The organism is Verrucomicrobiota bacterium, assembly GCA_037139415.1.
Taxonomy (GTDB): domain Bacteria; phylum Verrucomicrobiota; class Verrucomicrobiia; order Limisphaerales; family Fontisphaeraceae; genus JBAXGN01.
The window spans coordinates 18948-37982 of sequence record JBAXGN010000062.1 but is presented as its reverse complement, the minus strand read 5'-3'; the positions used below and the strand labels follow the sequence as shown (position 1 = coordinate 37982).

General features: G+C 57.7%; 15 protein-coding genes. 9 read left to right on the top strand and 6 right to left on the bottom strand.

From position 1 onward, the window contains the following. The first annotated feature begins 436 nt into the window (after positions 1 to 436). Both WCO56_12730 and WCO56_12725 read left to right on the top strand, forming a co-directional pair. Positions 437 to 1177, top strand: a complete 741-nt coding sequence (locus WCO56_12730; protein MEI7730433.1) for a hypothetical protein — start codon at positions 437 to 439, stop codon at positions 1175 to 1177. Positions 1178 to 1323: 146 nt separating this feature from the next. Further along, the gene (locus WCO56_12725) at positions 1324 to 1956 is read left to right on the top strand and encodes a type II secretion system protein (protein ID MEI7730432.1); all 633 of its coding nucleotides are present in this window, start codon (positions 1324 to 1326) and stop codon (positions 1954 to 1956) included. A gap of 38 nt (positions 1957 to 1994) precedes the next feature. Here WCO56_12725 and WCO56_12720 read toward each other — a convergent pair whose 3' ends face one another. The 5 genes from WCO56_12720 to WCO56_12700 all read right to left on the bottom strand — a co-directional run bounded on the left by WCO56_12720 (position 1995) and on the right by WCO56_12700 (position 7212). Continuing rightward, positions 1995 to 3377: a 2-hydroxyacyl-CoA dehydratase family protein gene (locus WCO56_12720; GenBank protein MEI7730431.1), complete on the bottom strand. Its 1383-nt coding sequence runs from the start codon at positions 3375 to 3377 to the stop codon at positions 1995 to 1997. Then, positions 3374 to 4351, bottom strand: a complete 978-nt coding sequence (locus WCO56_12715; GenBank protein ID MEI7730430.1) for a 2-hydroxyacyl-CoA dehydratase family protein — start codon at positions 4349 to 4351, stop codon at positions 3374 to 3376. Before WCO56_12715 ends, WCO56_12720 begins: the two co-directional genes overlap by 4 nt. A 3-nt stretch (positions 4352 to 4354) precedes the next feature. Further along, positions 4355 to 5158: a methyltransferase domain-containing protein gene (locus tag WCO56_12710; protein MEI7730429.1), complete on the bottom strand. Its 804-nt coding sequence runs from the start codon at positions 5156 to 5158 to the stop codon at positions 4355 to 4357. A gap of 172 nt (positions 5159 to 5330) precedes the next feature. Beyond that, positions 5331 to 6767 (bottom strand): phosphoglucomutase/phosphomannomutase family protein, encoded by a 1437-nt coding sequence (locus WCO56_12705; GenBank protein MEI7730428.1) that lies wholly within the window; start codon positions 6765 to 6767, stop codon positions 5331 to 5333. Positions 6768 to 6816: 49 nt separating this feature from the next. Beyond that, positions 6817 to 7212 (bottom strand): NADH-quinone oxidoreductase subunit A, encoded by a 396-nt coding sequence (locus tag WCO56_12700; GenBank protein MEI7730427.1) that lies wholly within the window; start codon positions 7210 to 7212, stop codon positions 6817 to 6819. 114 nt (positions 7213 to 7326) lie between these two features. Between WCO56_12700 and WCO56_12695 the strand changes: the two genes are divergently transcribed. Next, positions 7327 to 7911: an elongation factor P gene (locus WCO56_12695; protein MEI7730426.1), complete on the top strand. Its 585-nt coding sequence runs from the start codon at positions 7327 to 7329 to the stop codon at positions 7909 to 7911. A 46-nt stretch (positions 7912 to 7957) separates the two neighbouring features. On the opposite strand, the gene WCO56_12690 is transcribed toward WCO56_12695, so the two are convergent. Next, positions 7958 to 9226: a DEAD/DEAH box helicase gene (locus WCO56_12690; GenBank protein MEI7730425.1), complete on the bottom strand. Its 1269-nt coding sequence runs from the start codon at positions 9224 to 9226 to the stop codon at positions 7958 to 7960. A 136-nt stretch (positions 9227 to 9362) separates the two neighbouring features. Between WCO56_12690 and WCO56_12685 the strand changes: the two genes are divergently transcribed. The 6 genes from WCO56_12685 to WCO56_12660 all read left to right on the top strand — a co-directional run bounded on the left by WCO56_12685 (position 9363) and on the right by WCO56_12660 (position 19034). Then, the gene (locus WCO56_12685) at positions 9363 to 10766 is read left to right on the top strand and encodes a TrpB-like pyridoxal phosphate-dependent enzyme (GenBank protein MEI7730424.1); all 1404 of its coding nucleotides are present in this window, start codon (positions 9363 to 9365) and stop codon (positions 10764 to 10766) included. A gap of 138 nt (positions 10767 to 10904) precedes the next feature. Then, positions 10905 to 12350: a family 16 glycoside hydrolase gene (locus WCO56_12680; protein ID MEI7730423.1), complete on the top strand. Its 1446-nt coding sequence runs from the start codon at positions 10905 to 10907 to the stop codon at positions 12348 to 12350. A gap of 153 nt (positions 12351 to 12503) precedes the next feature. Further along, positions 12504 to 14165, top strand: coding sequence for a CotH kinase family protein (locus tag WCO56_12675; protein ID MEI7730422.1), 1662 nt, complete (start codon positions 12504 to 12506; stop codon positions 14163 to 14165). Positions 14166 to 14169: 4 nt separating this feature from the next. Further along, positions 14170 to 16101 carry an adenylate/guanylate cyclase domain-containing protein gene (locus tag WCO56_12670; GenBank protein ID MEI7730421.1) on the top strand — a complete coding sequence of 644 codons (1932 nt, stop codon included), beginning with the start codon at positions 14170 to 14172 and terminating at the stop codon, positions 16099 to 16101. A gap of 73 nt (positions 16102 to 16174) precedes the next feature. Then, complete coding sequence (locus WCO56_12665; protein ID MEI7730420.1) at positions 16175 to 17533, top strand: Coenzyme F420 hydrogenase/dehydrogenase, beta subunit C-terminal domain; 1359 nt, start codon at positions 16175 to 16177, stop codon at positions 17531 to 17533. Between the two features lie 58 nt (positions 17534 to 17591). Further along, positions 17592 to 19034 (top strand): NAD(P)H-hydrate dehydratase, encoded by a 1443-nt coding sequence (locus tag WCO56_12660; GenBank protein ID MEI7730419.1) that lies wholly within the window; start codon positions 17592 to 17594, stop codon positions 19032 to 19034. Position 19035 lies beyond the last annotated feature (1 nt).

The following is a 19035-nucleotide window of genomic DNA, read 5'->3' as shown; positions in this document are numbered from 1 at the left end:
GCCCGTGATGGCCAACGGGAGCGACGTTAACAGGGAACCGGAAAAGGTGGTTGCCGCCGGGAGGGAAATTATGTGTACGTACACATAAGGGAAATTCGTCAAAACGCGGAACCATCTGCAGAAAGATAATTTTGCAGAAAAATAAGACCGAAAAAAATAGAAGCTTGGAGTCAGGTGTTTACCGCTATAACTGGGGCATTGTTCGAGTTTGACCCTTTTGACAGTCGGCAGACCGTTCATCATTTCCCGACGCTCGCGAATTTCCAGCAGCCCGCAGGTTGGGAAACCTGCGACACAGCAGACTTGGAAGTCTGCGGTACGGGGGAGGCTGGACCACCGGAAACCGCCGTTGACCCAATGCATCTTGAAGCGATGCCAGAACCGCCCCCGCCAAACGAGCTTGCAACGCGTGGGCAATTGTGGTTTATTAAAACCCATGACCAATGAGTGCCAGCAACCGCGAGGCCCGCAAAGCGATCACGCCAGACGGGGTATTTTGTGCGGGGGTGGTGGGAAATGGGGGCGGAAGGCAATCAGTGGTTTGACCAAAATAGAGATGCTGGTGATAATGACCTCCGTAGTCATCATTTTTTTGTTATGGTTTGTACCGAGCACCCTTAAAGCAAGGAGCAATGCCAAACGAATCTATTGTAATAACTTGCTTAAAAATACGACAATGGGATTTCGCATGTGGAGCAATGATTATGATAATCGGTTTCCTTGGCAGGTGTCCACGAATGCCATAGGGAGAAATTCCCCAGGGACACTTGAATTGATTACGCTCATGTCTCCGGCGATTCATTTTCAGGTTGCCAGTAATGAAATTGGCTCTCCCACGTTGTTGACATGCCCAAGTGACAGGGATCGTCAGGTTGTTAGCAATTGGAGCCAACTTACTCGAACTAATATCAGCTATTTCATCAACCTGGAGGCCAATACAACCAATCAGTGCAGTACTCTGATTGGCGACCGCAATTTGGCAATAAACAACAAAGCAGTGGTGCCTGGATTGATCATTGTGACGGCTGATGAAGCGCTGAAATGGGATGGCCGATTTCATGGCCAAATCGGCAATATCGGTTTTGGGGATGGCAGTGTACAGCAAGTGGTCTCCAAAGACTTAAATCCCCTCCTTCGCTCCAGCGGCGTCGCCACCAATCGTTTCGTGATTCCGTGAGCTTGCCACGCGTGGGCAATTGTGGTTTATTAAAACCCATGAGCAATGAGTGCCAACAACCGCGAACCCCGCAAGGCGATCACGCCAGACGGGAGATTTTGTGCGGAGGTGGTGGGAGATGGAGGCGGAAGGTGGGGATGAGGGGGATGACGTTAATCGAGGTATTTGTGGTGCTGGCGGTTTTATCCCTGATCTTTCTGGCCCTCATCCCAAACCTTCTTAGTGCAAAACACAAAGCGCAGCGGATCCAATGCGTTAGTTATCATAAGCAGATCGGACTGGGATTGCGTATGTGGAGTAATGATTACGAAGATCGGTTTCCCTGGCAGGTCTCCACAAATGCCGTGGGGAGCAATTCCCCAGGGACAATGGAATTGGTAGCAATGATGACCCCAGCGGTGCATTTTCAAATTGCCAGCAATGAAATCGGTTCCCCCACCGTATTGACTTGCCCGACTGATAAGGAACGTAAAGCCACTACCAGTTGGTACCAGTTAACCCGGAGCAACGTCAGTTATTTCGTCAACCTTGAAGCCAATGAAACCAAGCCGGCCTCGATTTTAATTGGCGACCACAATTTGATGGTAAACAACAAGCCCGTTGCTCCCGGGCTGTCCATTGTGACGACCAATGACAATCTGGCTTGGGACGGTAAAATGCACAACCAGTGCGGAAACGTCGGTTTGGCGGATGGCAGTGTTCGGCAATTATCAATCACCAACCTAAATAGCCAACTTCAATCCAGCGGCGTCGCCACGAATCGTTTCGTGATTCCGTGAGCGTGGGTGCGTAATTTCATCCCTTGCGGGATGATGCCTCAGCTCCGGCGGGTGTGGCAGGTCTCGATCAGGGCTTGGAGGCGGGTTTTGAGGGTTTGCAGCAGGGCGTCGGCCACGGGCGGGATTTCGAGTTCGAGGCACGGGATGCCGAGTTCGCGCTGCACGCATGCGGCGATGATTTCGCCCTCGCGCGCGCAATGGCTCGCGCCGGGGATGCGCGCGATCACGAGCGCCTCGGCCCGCGCGGCGCGGCATTCGGCCAGGATGCGCCGGGCGCGGTCGGCGGCGGAACCGATCATGGGATCGGCGAGGGTGGTGCGCGCCAGGGCTTCCAACGGCGGCAAATCTTCGGGGATGACATCCAGCGCGTGGGTGAACATGTATTCGGTGCCGCAGATGCGGCCGCCCAGTTCTTCCAGGCAATTCATGAGGCGCAAATCCGCAACGGGGTTCACCCAATAGACGCGGGCCGCACCCGACGCAATCGCATAGTGTCCAGCGGCGGCGCGGCGCTCGGCTTCGCGCAGCAGATCGGTCAGGACGGCTTCGGTTTCGAGGCGATCGGAGCAGAAGTGGATGGCGAGCATCTCGGCGATCAGCATTTCGAGGGCGGGCAGCGCCGCGCCCGCGCCGGCATGGACGGTCTGCCGCAGGCGGGCCAACAAGCGCCGAATGACGTTGGCCTGGCGGATGCCGTTGGCCAGCGCGGCGTCATCGAGGGGTTGCCCGGCGCGCTGCCCCAATAGCGCGGCCAGGCGCTGGAATTCCCCGCGCACGCAGTCCACCTGGGTCTGCGGGGCGAGGAATCCGCCGGGCAGGAGGCAGGCGGGCTCGCCGGGATCGGGCGCGCGGCGGCGGGGGATTTCCCACCAGGAGATCGGGAAGCCCAGATGCTCCAGGCGCTGGGCAATGGCGGTGAAATCATCGCAGACGGCACCCGCGCTGCAAATCAGGAGGTCCGGGATCGGGAAATGCCCGCCGTGCACGAACGCCGGGAGCATCGCGCGCACGGGACAGAACGCGGCGTCAATACCGCAGCGTTCGGCCTGTTGCAAGAGGCCATCGCTGCATTCCATGAGGCAGGGAGTCCACCACGCGCCGTCGGGATAGAACGCGCGCACGCGGGGCAGCGCGTACGCCATCACGGGCACGGTGCCAAGGTCTTTCATGGTGCCGACGATGAGTTCGCCGCTTTGGCGGGCCGCGTGGAGCCGCTGGTTCTCGGTGAGCAGAAAATTCCAAAGGCGCAAGGCCGCCGCCGAATTATCGAAGCGCAAATGGCGCAGGCGCAGGTCGCCCTCGGCAGCGAGGTGACGCCCGAGGGGGCCGCCGTAGCACGGCTCGCGCAAGCCCTGGCGAACCAGGTCCGCGTGGCGGGCGTCCCATTCCGGCAGGGAAATCTGGCGCGGCGCGGCGTTCATTGCAGCATCTCCACGAAGGCCTGGAGCCGCGTATGCAGGCGCGGGGAATCGCCGTGCATGGCGTCGGGCTCGATGAGCAGCACGGGGAGGTCGAAGGCCTCGCGCAGGCTCTGGAGTTCGGCGCGCCAGAGGTCGCAGGCAAAGTAGCTCCACAACACGAGGCCGCGCACGGCGCGGGCGGCGAGGCGCTCGCGCAACCACGCGTAGAGGCGGGTGTTGGGGCGCTGAAAGACATCGGCGCAGCGGTCCAGGTAAAAATCGGCCAGGGCGTCGCGGGAAAGCACAGGCGCGTCCGCCGGAGCAGGCGCGAGCAGGCTGCGTTCGCCGGCCTCGGTGGCGTTGAGCACCACGCGCCCGCCCGCGGCCTCCAGCGCGTCGAGCAGGTTGAAATAGGCGGGCAGCATCGGCCCGCCCACCAACGCCACGGGTACGCCCGCAGCGGCGCGCCGGGGATCGGCGGGGGCGGAGGGTTCCAGCGCGTTCACGGGGTCGCCCGCGTGAAAGCGCACCACGGCTTCGGCCCAGGCGCGGGCGGCGCAAGCGGGTTGAGCGGCGAGCAGTTGCTGGCGCGCGCGCTGATAGGCGGCGAAGGTTTGCGCCAGTTTTTCCGGCGTCGGCGCGGAACCGCCGAGCGCGACGAGGAACCGACCCAGGCGCGCGACTTCCGCGCGATACATTTGGCGGGCGGCGGCGGTCTGCCAGGTGGCGGGCAGGTTAAATAGAAAGGTGCGGGCCGCGTTCCGCGCGGCGACTTCATCGGCGGCGCGCCGCAGTTGATCGCAGGAGGAGGCAAAGACGGCGGCGCCCTCCGCGCCGGCCCCGGCCCATTGCAGCGCCCCCTGCGCAAAGGCGCAGACGCCCGCCTTGAGGGCGACGGCCTCCGGCGGGTTCAGCGCCCACACGCCGCGCGGCGCGAGATCATGCGCGGCGATCCATTCGGCGGGAAGCCAGGGGCTGGTAAGCAGTACGTCCAAGAATCAGGTCTTTTTTGCGACGAGGATGCCCTGGATGATTTTGCCCGCTTCGGCCAGCGATTGCATGAAGCGCATCTCGCCCGTCAACGCCCCGGCGAGGGCGGTGTCGAAATTGATGATCTTGAGCGCGTCGTACGTGAGCTGCTGCTCGATCATGCTCAGATACAGCGGCACGTATTTCGGGAAGCGCCCGGTATCCTCGGCGAGGGCCACGGTGCAGCCGTTGGCTTCGAGCAGCGCGCTGTATTCCGGCAGCGTCAGCACATTGGGGAACTTCATGAAGCCGAGGTAACGCGCGGCTTCTTCCGACGTCATGCGCGTGGGACCTTCGCACCAATCGGTGAAGGCGATGGTGCCGCCGGGGCGCACGAGTCGGGCCGCCTCGGCAATCAGGCGCTTTTTATCCTCCACGTAACACCAGGCGTCCTCGCCCCAGACAAAATCGAACTGGCCCGCCGGGAGACCGGTGGCGCACACGTCCGCCTGCACAAAAGTCATCTGCGCCGCCAAACCCTCCTGTGCGCAGCGCTGCCCGGCCTTTTCCAACATCGCCGGAGTGGCATCCACGCCGGTCATGCGGGCCACCTTGCAGAAGCGCACGAGCGCGCGCATCCCGGCGCCCAGCGCACAGCAAAGGTCCACCCCTTGCTGCCCCGCGCTGAGTTGGGCGCGCATGGCGAGGTCCAATGAGGATTGAAAACCGCCGATGTGGATTTGCTCGCCCATGATCAGTTCCCAAAGCCGGCCTTCTGCGCCGGCGTACACTGACTGGACGTCCGAGAGATGTGCGTTAGGATTCGATAACATGAAGTTCAGTATAATGGCAGGCCAACGGAGAATCAACCGGTTCCTAGATGTTTTTGGGCATCCAAAAAAAAGAGGGAACCCTGCCGCCAGAGCAGGCGCATCGTCTTCCTTGGCAAGGTGACCAAGGCGCTCTTACCAATCAGAGGTTGGACTGCTGCCGACGGTCCGGCGATTACCCCAGCAAAATCTTCTTCGCCACACCTTCAAGCTTCTTCATCTGCGCGCCGGAACGGGCTTCGATGTAGCAGCGGATCAACGGCTCAGTGCCGCTCGCTCGGAAGGCCACCCATTCGCGATTCGGCAGCAGGAATTTATAGCCGTCAGTGGTGATGAACTGCTCGACCTTGAACGGACCAAATTTCTCCATGCCCTTCGCCAGCGTGGCCAGCAGCGCTTCTTTCTTGTCCGCCGGAATCGCCACGTTGATACGCGTGGTGTGAAATTCACCGCAGGATTTGGCGAGGTCTTTGAGGATTTGACCCAACGACTTCCGCTCGGTGGCCACCAATTCGGCCATCAATAGGCAGGCCAGTACGCCGTCTTTTTCCGGCACATGTCCCTTGACGCTCAGCCCGCCGGATTCCTCACCACCCACGATGATCGGTTCGCTTTCCATCAAAGCGCCGATGTACTTGAAGCCCACCGGGGTTTCATGAACCTTGACGCCCAGCATTTCCGCCACGGCATCCACCTGGTGGCTGGTCGGAACGGTGCGCACCACCGCGCCGGTCCAGCCGCGATTCTTCTTCAAATGATACAACGCCAGCACCAGGATTTGATTCGGCGTCAGCCATGTGCCGTCCTTGTCCACAATGCCAAAGCGGTCGGCGTCGCCATCTAATCCTAAGCCTAGCTGCGCTTTGCCGGAACGGATGAATTTGGCCACCTCGCTCATGCCTTCGGCATTCGGTTCGGGATGGTGCCCGCCAAAGAGGGGATTGAGTTCATTATGGAAGACGGTCACTTTGGCCCCCGCCTCCTGCAATAGGAAATCCAGATAGCCGCGCCCGGTGCCGTACATGAGTTCGACGGCCAGCTTGAGCTTGGCTTTACGGATCGTCTCAAAGTTCACCAGTTTCCGGATTTGTTTAAAGTAGGCCGGCTGGGGATCAATGCTCTTGCAGGAATACGTCCCAACGACGCTGGCCTGGAAGGTCCAATTCTGCGCCTGTAACTCGCGGATGTTGGCCTCGATCTGCTTGGTGACCTCCGGAGCCGCCGGTGCGCCGTTAGCGGTGGAAAACTTCAGGCCCTGATATTCGGCCGGGTTATGGCTGGCGGTCATGTTGATGCCACCGATGGCTTTACGCACCCGAATGGTATGCGCGATGACCGGTGTGGGCGCGTCGCGCTCGCATAACACCGGCTTGAGCCCCAGGCTGGCCATCACTTCCGCCGCGGCCAGACAAAACTCGTGCCCCAGAAAACGGGTATCATGCCCCATGATCACCACCGGATCGCGCCCGTAAATGGAGGATTGCGGGTTATCCAGTTCCGCGCGCAAATACTGCGCTATCCCTTGCGCCGCCAGGCGCACGTTGGCAAAAGTGAAATCCCTGGCGATGAGACCGCGCCAGCCGGAAGTACCGAATTTGATCGTATCAGCCATAGTCTTGTTGGTTTAATATTTAAGCCGTCCGGCAGTATCCAATTGCCGATTAACTCTTCCAATCGAACGCCTTTTTTTTCACGGCATACACGTAGGCCACCAGCAGAATGCCCATAAACGTCAGCATCACGGTGAAAATCAGGTTCTTGGTGGCGGGATCATCGAGCATATCCCGGTACACCACGGCCCAGGGATACAGAAACACCACTTCGATATCGAACAGAATGAACAGCATCGCTACCAGGTAGAATTTCACGTTCATGCGGGTGCTTTTCCCCTGTATGGGAATCATGCCGCATTCGTAAGGAATATCCTTGGTGGGAGTTCGGCGGATATTCCGGTTGGCCAGGCGGCCAATGACGACCGAGGCAATCAGTATGAACGCTGCCGTGCCAGCCGCCAAAAGGGCCAGCATCAGTACCGGATAATATTGCATACTCTGCATAGACGCACGTTAAGAATGTCTCCCGCCCAACGCAAGCGCAAACACACAGCGAAAATTTCCATAGTTAGACATTGGAAGTGAGCGATGGAGGCGGTACCATGCTGAAAATATATTATGCAAACTGTTTTATCCTCCGAATTCAAACGCGGCATGGTGTTGATGCTCGATGGCGCCCCGCAGGAAATCGAGGACTTCCATGTCTCGGGTACGGCGCAAACACGTCATAAGTTGCACAGCCGCCTGCGCAATCTCAAGACGGGCAAAGTCGTTGACAAGGTTTTTGCCGAGAATGAACGCCTGCCCCTGGCCGAATTGCAGCGCCGCCGGGTCCAGTTCAGCTATCAGCAGGGAGAATCCTTCATGTTCTCCGATGCGGAAACCTATGAGGAGCTGGATTTACATGCCGAACATATTGGGGACCGCCGCTGGTTCCTTCAGGAAAACGAGGAGTACACCGCCCTCTTTCTGGACGGTAAATTCCTGGATATCACCCTGCCGCCCTCGACATCACTGAAAGTCGTGGAGACAGATCCGCCGGTTCGCATTGGCAACACCTCCAACTGGAAGCCTGCCAAACTGGAAACCGGCCTGGAACTCATGGTGCCATTATTCGTCGAAACGGGTGATCAGATCCTCGTCGATACGCAACTGCGCAAGTATCAGGGCAAGGACACCACCGAAAAAGGGCCCAAAGGCTGACGGGACTCAGAGTGAGCGCCGTCAGTGCCGGTTCAAAGCATTTCGATCAGCGGCGCCACCGGTTGGTGTGGCCAGTGCGGACCCGCTTTTGCCCGCCGCCTTGGTGCGAGGCGTTACCGCGCTGGGGGTGCGAGCGGGCGGGACGATCCGATTGCTCCTTCTGAAAACCGAGGGTGCTCGGAGTATCGTAGTTGAATCCTTCAGCGCGTTTGCGCACAATGCCCCGCCCGATGAAACGCTCCAGCGCGCGTAATCCGTCGCGGTCTTCGTTCGTCACAAAGCTGATGGCATCCCCCACGGCGTGGGCGCGCCCGGTACGGCCAATGCGGTGAACGTAATCCTCCGAATGCATGGGGAAATCAAAGTTGACCACGTGCGAAATGCCGTCCACATCAATGCCGCGCGCGGCAATATCCGTGGCCACCAGCACACGCACCACGCCCGATTTAAAATCCTTGAGCGCCTTGAGCCGCTGGTTTTGCGAGCGGTTCGAGTGGAGAGTGGCGGTGCGGATGCCATGACTTTCCAGCGTGCGCGCCAGCCGATCCGCCGAGTGCTTCATCCGGCAGAAAATCAGCACCATGTTGAGTTCCGGATTGTCCAGGAGGTGCAGCAGCAGGGCGGGCTTGAGGTGCTTCGGCACTTCATAGACCAGTTGGGTGACCGTCTCGGCGGGATTGGCGCGGCGGCCAATCTGCACGATCTTGGGAGCGCGGAGAAACTCATGCGTCAGCCCTTCAATCTCGCGGGAGAGGCTGGCGGAAAATAAGAGCGTCTGACGCTGGCGCGGCACCGCTTTGACAATGCGCCGGATGTCCGGCAGGAACCCCATGTCCAACATGCGGTCGGCCTCATCCAGAACCAGGAAGTTCAGCCCGGCGAAATCCACATAGCCCTGGTTCATCAGATCCAGCAAACGGCCAGGCGTGGCCACAACGAGATCCACCCCGGATCGCAGCGCCTGGATTTGCGGGCGCTCCCCGACCCCACCATAGACGGTGGCCATGCGCAAAGGGAGGTGCCGGGCGTAGGCCCGCACGTTTTCCTCGATCTGGACCACGAGTTCCCGGGTGGGAGCAACGACCAAAGTGCGAATGCATCGGCGTCCGCCGACCGGGGTTTTGATCAACTTGTCCAGAATGGGCAACACAAACGCGGCGGTCTTGCCGGTGCCGGTCTGGGCGATGCCAATGAGGTCGTGGCCCGCAAGGATTTGCGGGATGGCTGCGGCCTGGATGGGCGTTGGTTCGGTATATCCAGCTTCCTGGACCGCTTTAAGGATATTGGCCTCAAGGCCAAGTGCGCGAAATGGCATATCGTTCCCCTAACATACGTCACCTGCCGGCGATAAGCACGCACAATATTTGCCTAATTATTCAACCCCCGCTTGACAAGTGCCGGGGAATCAGCGACAAAAAATCCACGCAGCCTAATAGAAAAAAATAACAACTATGTCTGATACGAAATTCGTTCTTGAGGACCGCGAGATACCTCGTGAGTGGTACAACTTGGCCGCCGACCTGCCGAATGCCATGTTGCCGCCGCTAGGACCCGACGGCCAGCCCATCAAACCTGAAATGCTCGCGCCGGTGTTCCCCATGAACCTGATCGAGCAGGAAATGTGTACGGATCGCTGGGTGAAGATTCCGGAAGAAATTCTGGAATTACTGGCGCTGTGGCGGCCCTCCCCGCTGTATCGCGCCAAGCGCCTGGAAGCCGCGCTCAAAACTCCCGCCCGGATTTATTATAAGAACGAGGGCGTCTCTCCGGCTGGCAGTCATAAGCCCAATACCGCCGTGCCCCAAGCCTGGTACAATAAGCAATTTGGCATCAAACGAATGACCACGGAGACCGGCGCCGGGCAATGGGGCAGCGCGCTCGCGTTTGCGTGTTCCCTGATCGGGCTGGACTGCAAAGTATTCATGGTGCGCATCAGCTTTGATCAAAAACCATTCCGCAAAATGATGATGGAGACTTGGGGTGCCACCTGCGTGGCCAGCCCGTCCCATGAAACCGTGGCGGGCCGCGCGATCCTGGAACAGGACCCGCACACTCCCGGCTCGCTGGGCATTGCCATTTCGGAAGCCATCGAAGCCGCAGTGACGGATACGACCGGCCAGACCCGGTACGGCTTGGGCAGCGTGCTGAACCATGTGATGTTGCATCAAACCATCATCGGGCTCGAAGCTAAAAAACAATTGGCGAAAGCCGGCGAACGCAAGGTGGATGTGGTGATCGGTTGTGCGGGTGGTGGCTCCAACTTCGCAGGTCTCTCGTTCCCATTCATGTGCGATAAGATCCATGGAGCCGACATCACCATCATCCCGGTGGAACCCGAAAGCTGCCCCAAGATGACGCGCGGGCCGTTCTCATACGATCACGGCGATATTGCCAAGATGACGCCGTTGTTACCCATGCATTCGCTTGGCCACGAGTTTATGCCACCCCCCATCCATGCCGGCGGTTTGCGGTATCATGGCATGTCTCCGTTGGTCAGCCAGGCGGTGGTGGAAGGGTTGGCCACGCCCCGGGCGGTTCACCAATTGAAGTGCTACGAGGCAGCGGTGATGTTCGCCCGCACCGAAGGTTTTATTCCTGCCCCCGAAACCTCGCACGCCATCGCGTGTGCCATTGATGAAGCGGTCAAAGCCCGCGAGGAAGGCAAAGAAAAAGTCATCCTGTTCAATTGGTCCGGTCACGGGCTGATGGACCTGGTGGGGTATCATAAATATTTCCAAGGATTACTGACGGATTATTCCCTGCCACAAGAGGACTTGGAACGCTTTACCGCCAAGATCAAAGACCATCCCAAGCCGGCGGTTCGCCGATCCGGTAAATGGCCAGTGTCGGCGTAAGATATTGCCTGCCGCAGGGTTGCGGGTTGAAGATTAGTGTGATGCACAAGTTCCGTGGATTTCGGTCCACGGAACTTTTTTATAGTCGTTTCTTGGCTTGATTATTCAGTGGCCGCGTTCAAAATCCGGTTCACAAAAATGAAGAAAACAAATTTGGCACGTACATTGGCCTGCCTGTTGGCAACCACGATCCTGTCCGCCTCTGGCGCGGATTGGGTATCCTTATTTGACGGGAAGACGCTGAATGGCTGGAAGGCGAGTGAAAAGCCAGGCAGCTTCCGCGTGGAACAAGGCATGATTGCTGTGGAAGGTCCGCGCTCGCACTTATTTTTCACCGGCACTGAACAGGTCAAGGCGGACTTCAAGAATTTCGAGTTGGAATGCGAGATACTGACCAAACCGGGCGCCAACTCCGGTGTCTATTTCCATACGGAGTATCAGGAGAATGGCTTTCCCCAGAAAGGGTTTGAAGCGCAAGTAAGCAACACGCATATCGGCGAGGAGAATTATCGGGAATTGAAGAAAACGGGGAGTCTGTACGGCATTCGCAACGTCTATAAGCAACTAATAAAGGATGAGGAGTGGTTCAAGATGCACATCTCAGTCCGGGGTAAGCGCATTCAAATTCTACTTAACGATACGCTGGTGGTGGATTACGTGGAACCGTCCAATCCGGTGTTTAACCCTAAACAACCGGGCCGCCGGCTTTCCCGGGGTACGTTCGCTTTGCAGGGGCACGATCCCAAGAGCCGGACGTTTTTTAAAAATATTCGGGTGCAGCCATTACCAGATGATTTGCCGGATACCGATCCAGTCATCACCTTTGATGCTTACGAACAACGGATCGTTGCTTTGGCGAAGGATAACTTCCCGGTCATCAATTTTCACACGCATCTGAAAGGGGGACTGACGGTGGACGAGGTGCGGGCGGAGTCGCGAAAGACCGGCATATTTAACGGAATCGCGGTGAACTGCGGCTTAAACTTTGCCGTGACGAATGACACCGGAATTGAGGCGTACCTGAAAAGCATGGAAGGCCAGCCGGTGTTTATTGGGATGCAGGCGGAAGGACGTGAGTGGGTGAATCTGTTTTCACCGGCGGCGCGCGCCAAGTTTGATTATGTTTTTACGGATGCCATGACCGTGGTGGACGACAGCGGCAAGCGCATGCGCCTGTGGATCAAGGAAGAGGTGGGGGAGATTCCAGATGCTGAGGCATTCATGAAAATGCTGGTGAGCCGGACGGTGACAATTCTGAGCACGGAACCGATTGATATCTACGTAAACCCAACGTATCTGCCCGCCCAATTGGCACCGCAGTATGACCAGCTTTGGACACCGGAACGCATGCAACGCGTGGTGGACGCCGCCGCCAAACGTGGAATTGCCATTGAAATTAATAGCCGAAGCAAACTGCCCAGTGCGGCTTTTTTGAAGCTGGCGAAGCAAGCCGGCGTCAAATTCACATTCGGTACGAACAATACCGATAAAAATATCGGCCGGTTGGATTACTGTTTCCAGATGGTGGATGAATTAAATTTAAAATGGCAGGACATGTGGATGCCCAAACCGGGCACACGTTAAGCCGCACGGCTCACCAGATTTTGTAGCCACCGAGGGACGAGACGGATGAACCCAATGAGTCAGGGATAGTGGACAAAAGGCAGGGTCTTCGGCGCGTGGCTTCGCTGGTCACGCTGTGCGGCAGGTCCGGCTTGGCTGGCTGGATTGTTACAAATGCACATATTTTTATATCGCTGGTTGCTGGTAGCGCTAACCTTGCTGGTTGGCGGGAGTTTAACGCTCTCAGCCAAAAAGAAAGATAAGGATAGGGAAGCTGGTCCCCTTACAGGCTCGACAAATTCCGCGAAGGCGCATCCTAGTAAGCCGGTTCCCGGAGCCGAACTTTTCACCAACCAGATGGTGCGGCATTTTCGCATCGAACTATCCCAGGCCGCACTGGATAACTTGCGCAAGGAGGCCCGGCATGACACTACCGCCACCGTAACGGTGGATGGGCAGGTCTTTAAAAATGTCGCGGTTCACCTGAAAGGCTCGGCTGGCAGTTTTCGCAACGTGGATGACAAGCCGGCCTTGACGTTGAACTTCGACAAGTTTGTTCCCGACCAGCGTTTCTTTGGCTTGCGAAAAATCCACCTGAACAACTCGGTGCAAGACCCGGCCCTGATGACGGAATACATCTGCGGAGAAATGTTTCGCACGGTGAATATCCCGGCGGCCAGAGTAACGCATGCGACGGTACAGTTGAATGATCGCAAGCTGGGGGTGTACGTCCTCAAGGAAGGATTCAACAAGGATTTTGTGGGACTGTTTTATAAACAAAAGGATGGCAACCTGTACGATGGCGGCTTCTGCCGCGAGATAACCGATAAGTTGGAACGCATGTGCGGGTCCGGCCCCGATGATCTTTCGGATGTCAAAGCCTTAGCGCAAGCGGCTCAGGAGCCTGACGCGATCAAACGCTGGCAACGATTGCAACAGGTGCTCGACGTGCCTCGTTTTGTTCGTTATATGGCGCTAGAGAATATGGTGTGGGACTGGGACTGTTACATGATGAATCGCAATAACTACCGGATCTACTTCGAGCCTGGTTCGGGCAAGGCCGTTTTTATACCACATGGCATGGATCAGATGTTTGGCGAAGCCAATGCGCCCTATAATGCTGGTATCAATGCACTGGTTGCCAAGGCGGTCTATAATACTCCTGAAGGCAAAGCGCTCTATGACGAGACCTACCTGCCTTTGTTCACGAATGTGTATCGGCTGGAGGTGTTGACCAACCTGGTGGCGGAAATCGGTGGCAGGGTGAAAGCCGAGTTGGCCATCTCCAATCCCAACGCGGCCAAGGAGTATGCAAACCATATCAATAACGTGCGCGACCGGATTGTCAGTCGCGCCAATTCCCTTGCCCGCCAGTTGAACCAGCCGGTGCCAACCGGGCTCAAATTCATTCAAGGAGCGGCCAAATTGGACCGCATAAACTGGGAAGCGCAGGAAGGTGGTTCGGCCAAGTTGGAACTGCTAAAAAACGTGGATGGCAAGACGGCCTTAAGTGTCCAAGCCAACGCCGAATCCAGCGCCTCATGGCGGGCCAAAATTCAATTGGAGGGCGGGCGTTATCGTTTTGAAGGGATGGTCAAAGGAGCCAATATAACCGCGTTGAAGGATGATGCCGGACGGGGGGCCGGCCTGCGCATCTCAGGCGGCAAACGGGTAAACATGAACGGCCTGGAAGGCAGCGCGACGTGGCAGAAACTCGGATTCGAGTTTGACGCCGGGGGCAGTTTTACGGAAGTCGTTTTGGTCTGCGAACTCCGGGCGAGCAAAGGCCAGTCATGGTTTGATCTCGATTCGTTGCGCCTCGTCAAATTGAAGTAGCGACATGAATCTGACGTTTCGCGCCAAGTTGCTGTTGACCATGTCGTTCCTGGTAATTGGGGTGGTGGGTATTACCTTGTTGGTGACGGAGTGGCGCGTGCAAATGCTGTACGAGGACATTTTCCGGGATCAGTTTAATTCGCGCATTGAGTTCCTGGTGCAAAAACACGACGAGCCGTTGCGGCTGGCGCGGGAAGCCTCGCAAAATCTGGTAAAACTGGTTGCCACCAATGATGTCTTTTTGGATGCTCTCAAAGGCACCGTCCGGATGGATCGGGCGGATCGCGGGGAACAACCGGCTGACTTGATGAACCGGTTGGCCCAGCTTCAATTGGGAGACGCCATGTCGCGGTTGAAAGATTGGAAAGCAGCCGCACCGCCACCGGATGCAAAGAAACCGATGAAGAATGCAATGCGGCGCTTCGGCATGACCACCAACCTGGTATCCGCACCACTCGCCCGCAATGACAGTGACCCGTTCTTCTTTTTTCTCGATAGTCACATGCAGATTGTGCGCGGCATGGAAAACAAGCCGGGATTGCTCTCGGCGAACCTGCAACGACGCGCACTGCCCAGGATCACCAGCGTGGCCACAACCATCCTGCGCCAGGATCGGCAACAGGTCGGTTTTCTGGCTCCGCCAGAGCCGGAGCGAAGCAATGCCCGGGTGCGGGAAGTGATTTTTACCCCCCTCAAGGATAAGTCCAACCGCCCGGTGGGCGTGCTGGTGATGGGGTTTGCTTTTTCGGATCAATTGGAACGCGACTTGAATCTTTTGAGCCGGCTGAGCGATGGGGCAGAGTTGTTCAGTGGTATCTGGCTGGATGGTCAGATTTATTCTTCGTTGCTGGATCAGGATATGCGAGCGAAATTGGGGGTGGAAATCGAGAAACGAGCTGGCAAATCTGCCGATGAACACCAATCCTTTTTGTTTAAATATCACCACGATGAATATCATGTCGTTTTTGATCGGTTAAACCCGGAATCCACGTTGCTGCCCGCCTATCAGGTGTGCCTGTATTCACTGGCCCCGGCGGTGCAAGAGCGGCGCGAATTACGTTACATGATTGCCGGAACGGGCATGTTTGCCCTGTCGTTGGCGCTGTTCGTCAGCCTGTTTGTCGCGCGCAGTCTCGCGGTGCCCATCTCGGAACTGGCGTCTGCCACGGTGGAGATTGAAAAAGGCAATTTCAATGTGAAGGTGCCGGTGCGGAGCCATGACGAATTGGGGCGGCTGGTCATGTCCTTCAATGAAATGGCGGAGGGGCTGGCGGAAAAAGAACGGTATCGCAGCGTGCTGAATGTGGTGGCGGATAAAAACGTGGTGGCGGAATTGACCTCTGGAAAACTTTCACTCGGCGGCGAGTTGCGCGAGGTCACAGTGCTGTTCTGCGACATTCGCAGCTTTACGGAACTGACGCATGACATGCCAGCCGGGGAAATCGTGCAGTTACTCAATGAGCATATGACGATCATGACCCAGGTGGTCTATGAACACGGCGGGGTGGTGGATAAGTTTGTGGGCGACTTGGTCATGGCGCTCTTTGGTGCGCCGCATCGTACGGGTGAAGACGCTTATCAGGCGGCGCGGTGTGCCGTGCGAATGATCCAGGAACGGGTGAAACTGAACCAAACCAGCCGTTACGCGGTGGATATCGGCATCGGCATTGCCACCGGTGACATGGTGGTGGGATGCATGGGTTCCACCGACCGCATGATTTACACCGTGATTGGCGCACGCGTGAACCTGGCATCCCGGCTTTGTTCAGTGGCAGGCCGCATGGAAATCATGGTGGATCAAAAAACCACGGAAAAACTTGGCTCGATCATTACCGTCGAGACCATCCCCCCGCTGACCCTCAAGGGCTTCAGCGAACCGGTAAACGCCTTCAACTTGAAAGCGGTGCATTCACAGCCAAGTGACGACACCCCATAGTGATTGGGTTTGCAAATACTACTATTCTTTGAACTTGCTTCATTAATCCTGGCAAGGTCTATTCGCTTCGCACATGCCAACCAGTGTCGCCCAGCGGTTATTTGATGAAGTTGTGCAGCCGGGTATTTGTACCGGCTGCGGCGCCTGCTGTGCATTCTCAGCGTCCAAGACGCGCATGGAATACACGCCCCATGGTCCGGTTCCAGTGTTTGATTCCACCATGGCCTTGCCCGAACTGGCTTGGGAAGCCTGTCCGGGAAAAGGGGTTGGTTATGCCGATCTTTACCGCCAGCACTATGGCAAACTCCCGGAGAATTGGTTGCTTGGCCCGGTGGTCAAGGCGCGCGTGGCCTATGCCGCCGATCCGGAAATAAGGCGTGGTTCCTCCTCGGGCGGAGTCATTACGCGCGTGCTGGTCCACCTGCTTGCCAGCGGCAAGGTGGATGCCGCGATTGTCGTCCGCCAGGGCCTCCCCTCACCCGAGCAGGCCCGGGTGGTTCTCGCCGGCACGGTGGACGCTCTGCGCGCTTGCTCGCAATCGGTTTATATCCCCGTGAGCGTTCTGGATATTCTGCCGCTGTTGGAGGATGGCAAGCGCTATGCCATCACCTGTTTGCCTGATCAGGCCGCCGCTTTACGCCGTCTGCAATTGGCCGGCCATCCCAAGGCGAAATTAATCCAGTTTGTTTTGGGGCCGTACACCGGCACAGCGCTTTATCCAGCCGCCATCCACTCCTTCCTGCGTTCCTGGGGGGTGCCCGCCAATGACCCGGTGGTGTCCTTGCAATGGCGGGCGGGGGAATGGCCGGGCTATCTAGAAATTCGCACCCAATCCGGTCGCGTCATTCGCTCGCTCAAATTCTATTATAATTACCTCATCCCCTTCTTCATCACCCAGAACAGCCTGCAAGGGATGGATTTTGCCAACGAGTTCTGTGACCTGTCCGCCGGCGACGCTTGGTCGCCTCAATATGAACAACAAGGTGGCGGCTACTCGGTGGTCTTGACCCGCACTCCAGCCATGGAGGCCATTGTGGCGGAGATGATCCAGCACGGTGAATTGGTGGCGGAAGAGGTCGAGCCCCTCAAAGCCGCCGAGATGCATGGGCACATGATTGATTTCAAGAAACGCGGCTCCTACGTTCGCAACCGAATTCGACAACGATTGGGGCTAAAGGCGCCCGATCACGGGTTGCGGCCCGTGCCTTTGCCGGTCAGCCGGGTGTTAGTCGAGTTGGTTATTTTTACCATCTTTTTGGTTTGCCGTTCTCGCTGGCTTCATTGGCTGGTAGAACGCCTGCCGGAAAAGGTGATCGGGCCTTGTTTCAACCGGTTCCGCCTGGCCTGGAAAGGCTTCAGCAAACCGGCCAAACGCAAGGGGCTGAAACAGTTGACCATGCTGGAAACCGAACCGCAAAAACCCAGTCTTTGACAGACTCGGAGATTTTGGTAGAGTGTGGGCATGGTAACATTACCATGAGGATACTTTTATGTCGCAACCAGTGTTAAATATCGCGCAAGTACGCGCTTGGGAAGATCAGACGTGGGCGAGTGGGTGTTCCCAGGTGGTCGTAATTGAGCAAGCCGGCCAGGCGATCGCCAAACGATTGTTGTACCACAGCCACGCAAAGGACGCCATTCTGGTGCTTGCCGGGCGCGGGCATAACGGCGATGACGCACGCGCCGCCGCAAAGCATCTGCCAGGACGGCTGGTCACCCTGCTGGAAGTCGCCGACCCAGCGGTCGCCTTGGAACCGATCCAACACTGGCTGCTCAGCCATCCGCATCACCGTGCTTGGGTTGTGGACGGCCTGTTCGGCATCGGGCTGAATCGTCCGCTGGAAGGGGATTGGCTGAAGTTGGTGCAGTTGTTGAATGAATCCGGTTTCCCGATTCTGGCGGTGGATGTGCCCAGCGGGTTGAATGCGGACACCGGTGAACCGCTCGGCGCGGCGGTGCGTGCGGCGGTAACCGTTACATTCGGTGCAGCCAAGATGGGCTTGGTAACCAGTGGCGCAGCGGAATTCACCGGACGTTTGGAAGTGGTGCCGGATATTGGGCTGATCCCCTGCCCTTTCACGAATGACCTGCATTGGACATTGCCGGAAAGTTTTAGCGGTTTTCCACCGCGTCGTCCGGTGGCCGGGCACAAGGGGAGTTTTGGTCATTTGTGCATCATCGCCGGCAGCCCGGGTTATCACGGCGCAGCCGTGCTGGCAGCTCAGGGGGCGCAACGCGCCCAACCCGGCCTGATCACGCTGATTGTGCCGGAGGGTATTTTGGGGCCGGTCGCCAGCCAATTGCGGTCCACGATGGTTCACGCTTGGCAGACCGACCGCTGGACGGAGCAAGGATTTGACGCAATCTTGTTTGGTCCCGGCTTGGCCAGCACCGCTCTGGCCGATGATTTTAAACGGAAAATGGGACGCATCTGGCGGGAATCTCCTTTGCCCGTGGTCGCGGATGCCAGCGCGTTGGACTGGTTGCCACAGGGCCCAACTTGCCCAAAGGCATTACGCTTGATAACGCCGCACCCCGGCGAGGCGGCGCGCATGTTGCATCGCACGGCGGCGGAGATTCAGAAAGATCGCCCCACCGCAGTTCACAACTTATCCCGCCTGCACGGTGGTTGCCATGTGGTATTGAAAGGGTATTTGAGCTTGATCGGCAGCAGCGAGGGAACCGTGTTTGTGAACCCCAGCGGCAATCCACACCTGGCGCAAGGCGGCGCGGGGGATCTGCTGGCAGGATTCCTGGCCGGGCTGCTGGCTCAATCCGCCCTGCAAACCAATCCCATGCTGACGATTCGTTACGGAGTCTGGGCGCACGGACAGGCGGCGGATAATCTCAGCCACATGCGTTCAAACTGGAACCTGGACGACCTGGCGGCCGAGTTAGGGGACACCGGAGAAAATACGGCCATCAACCTCTGAT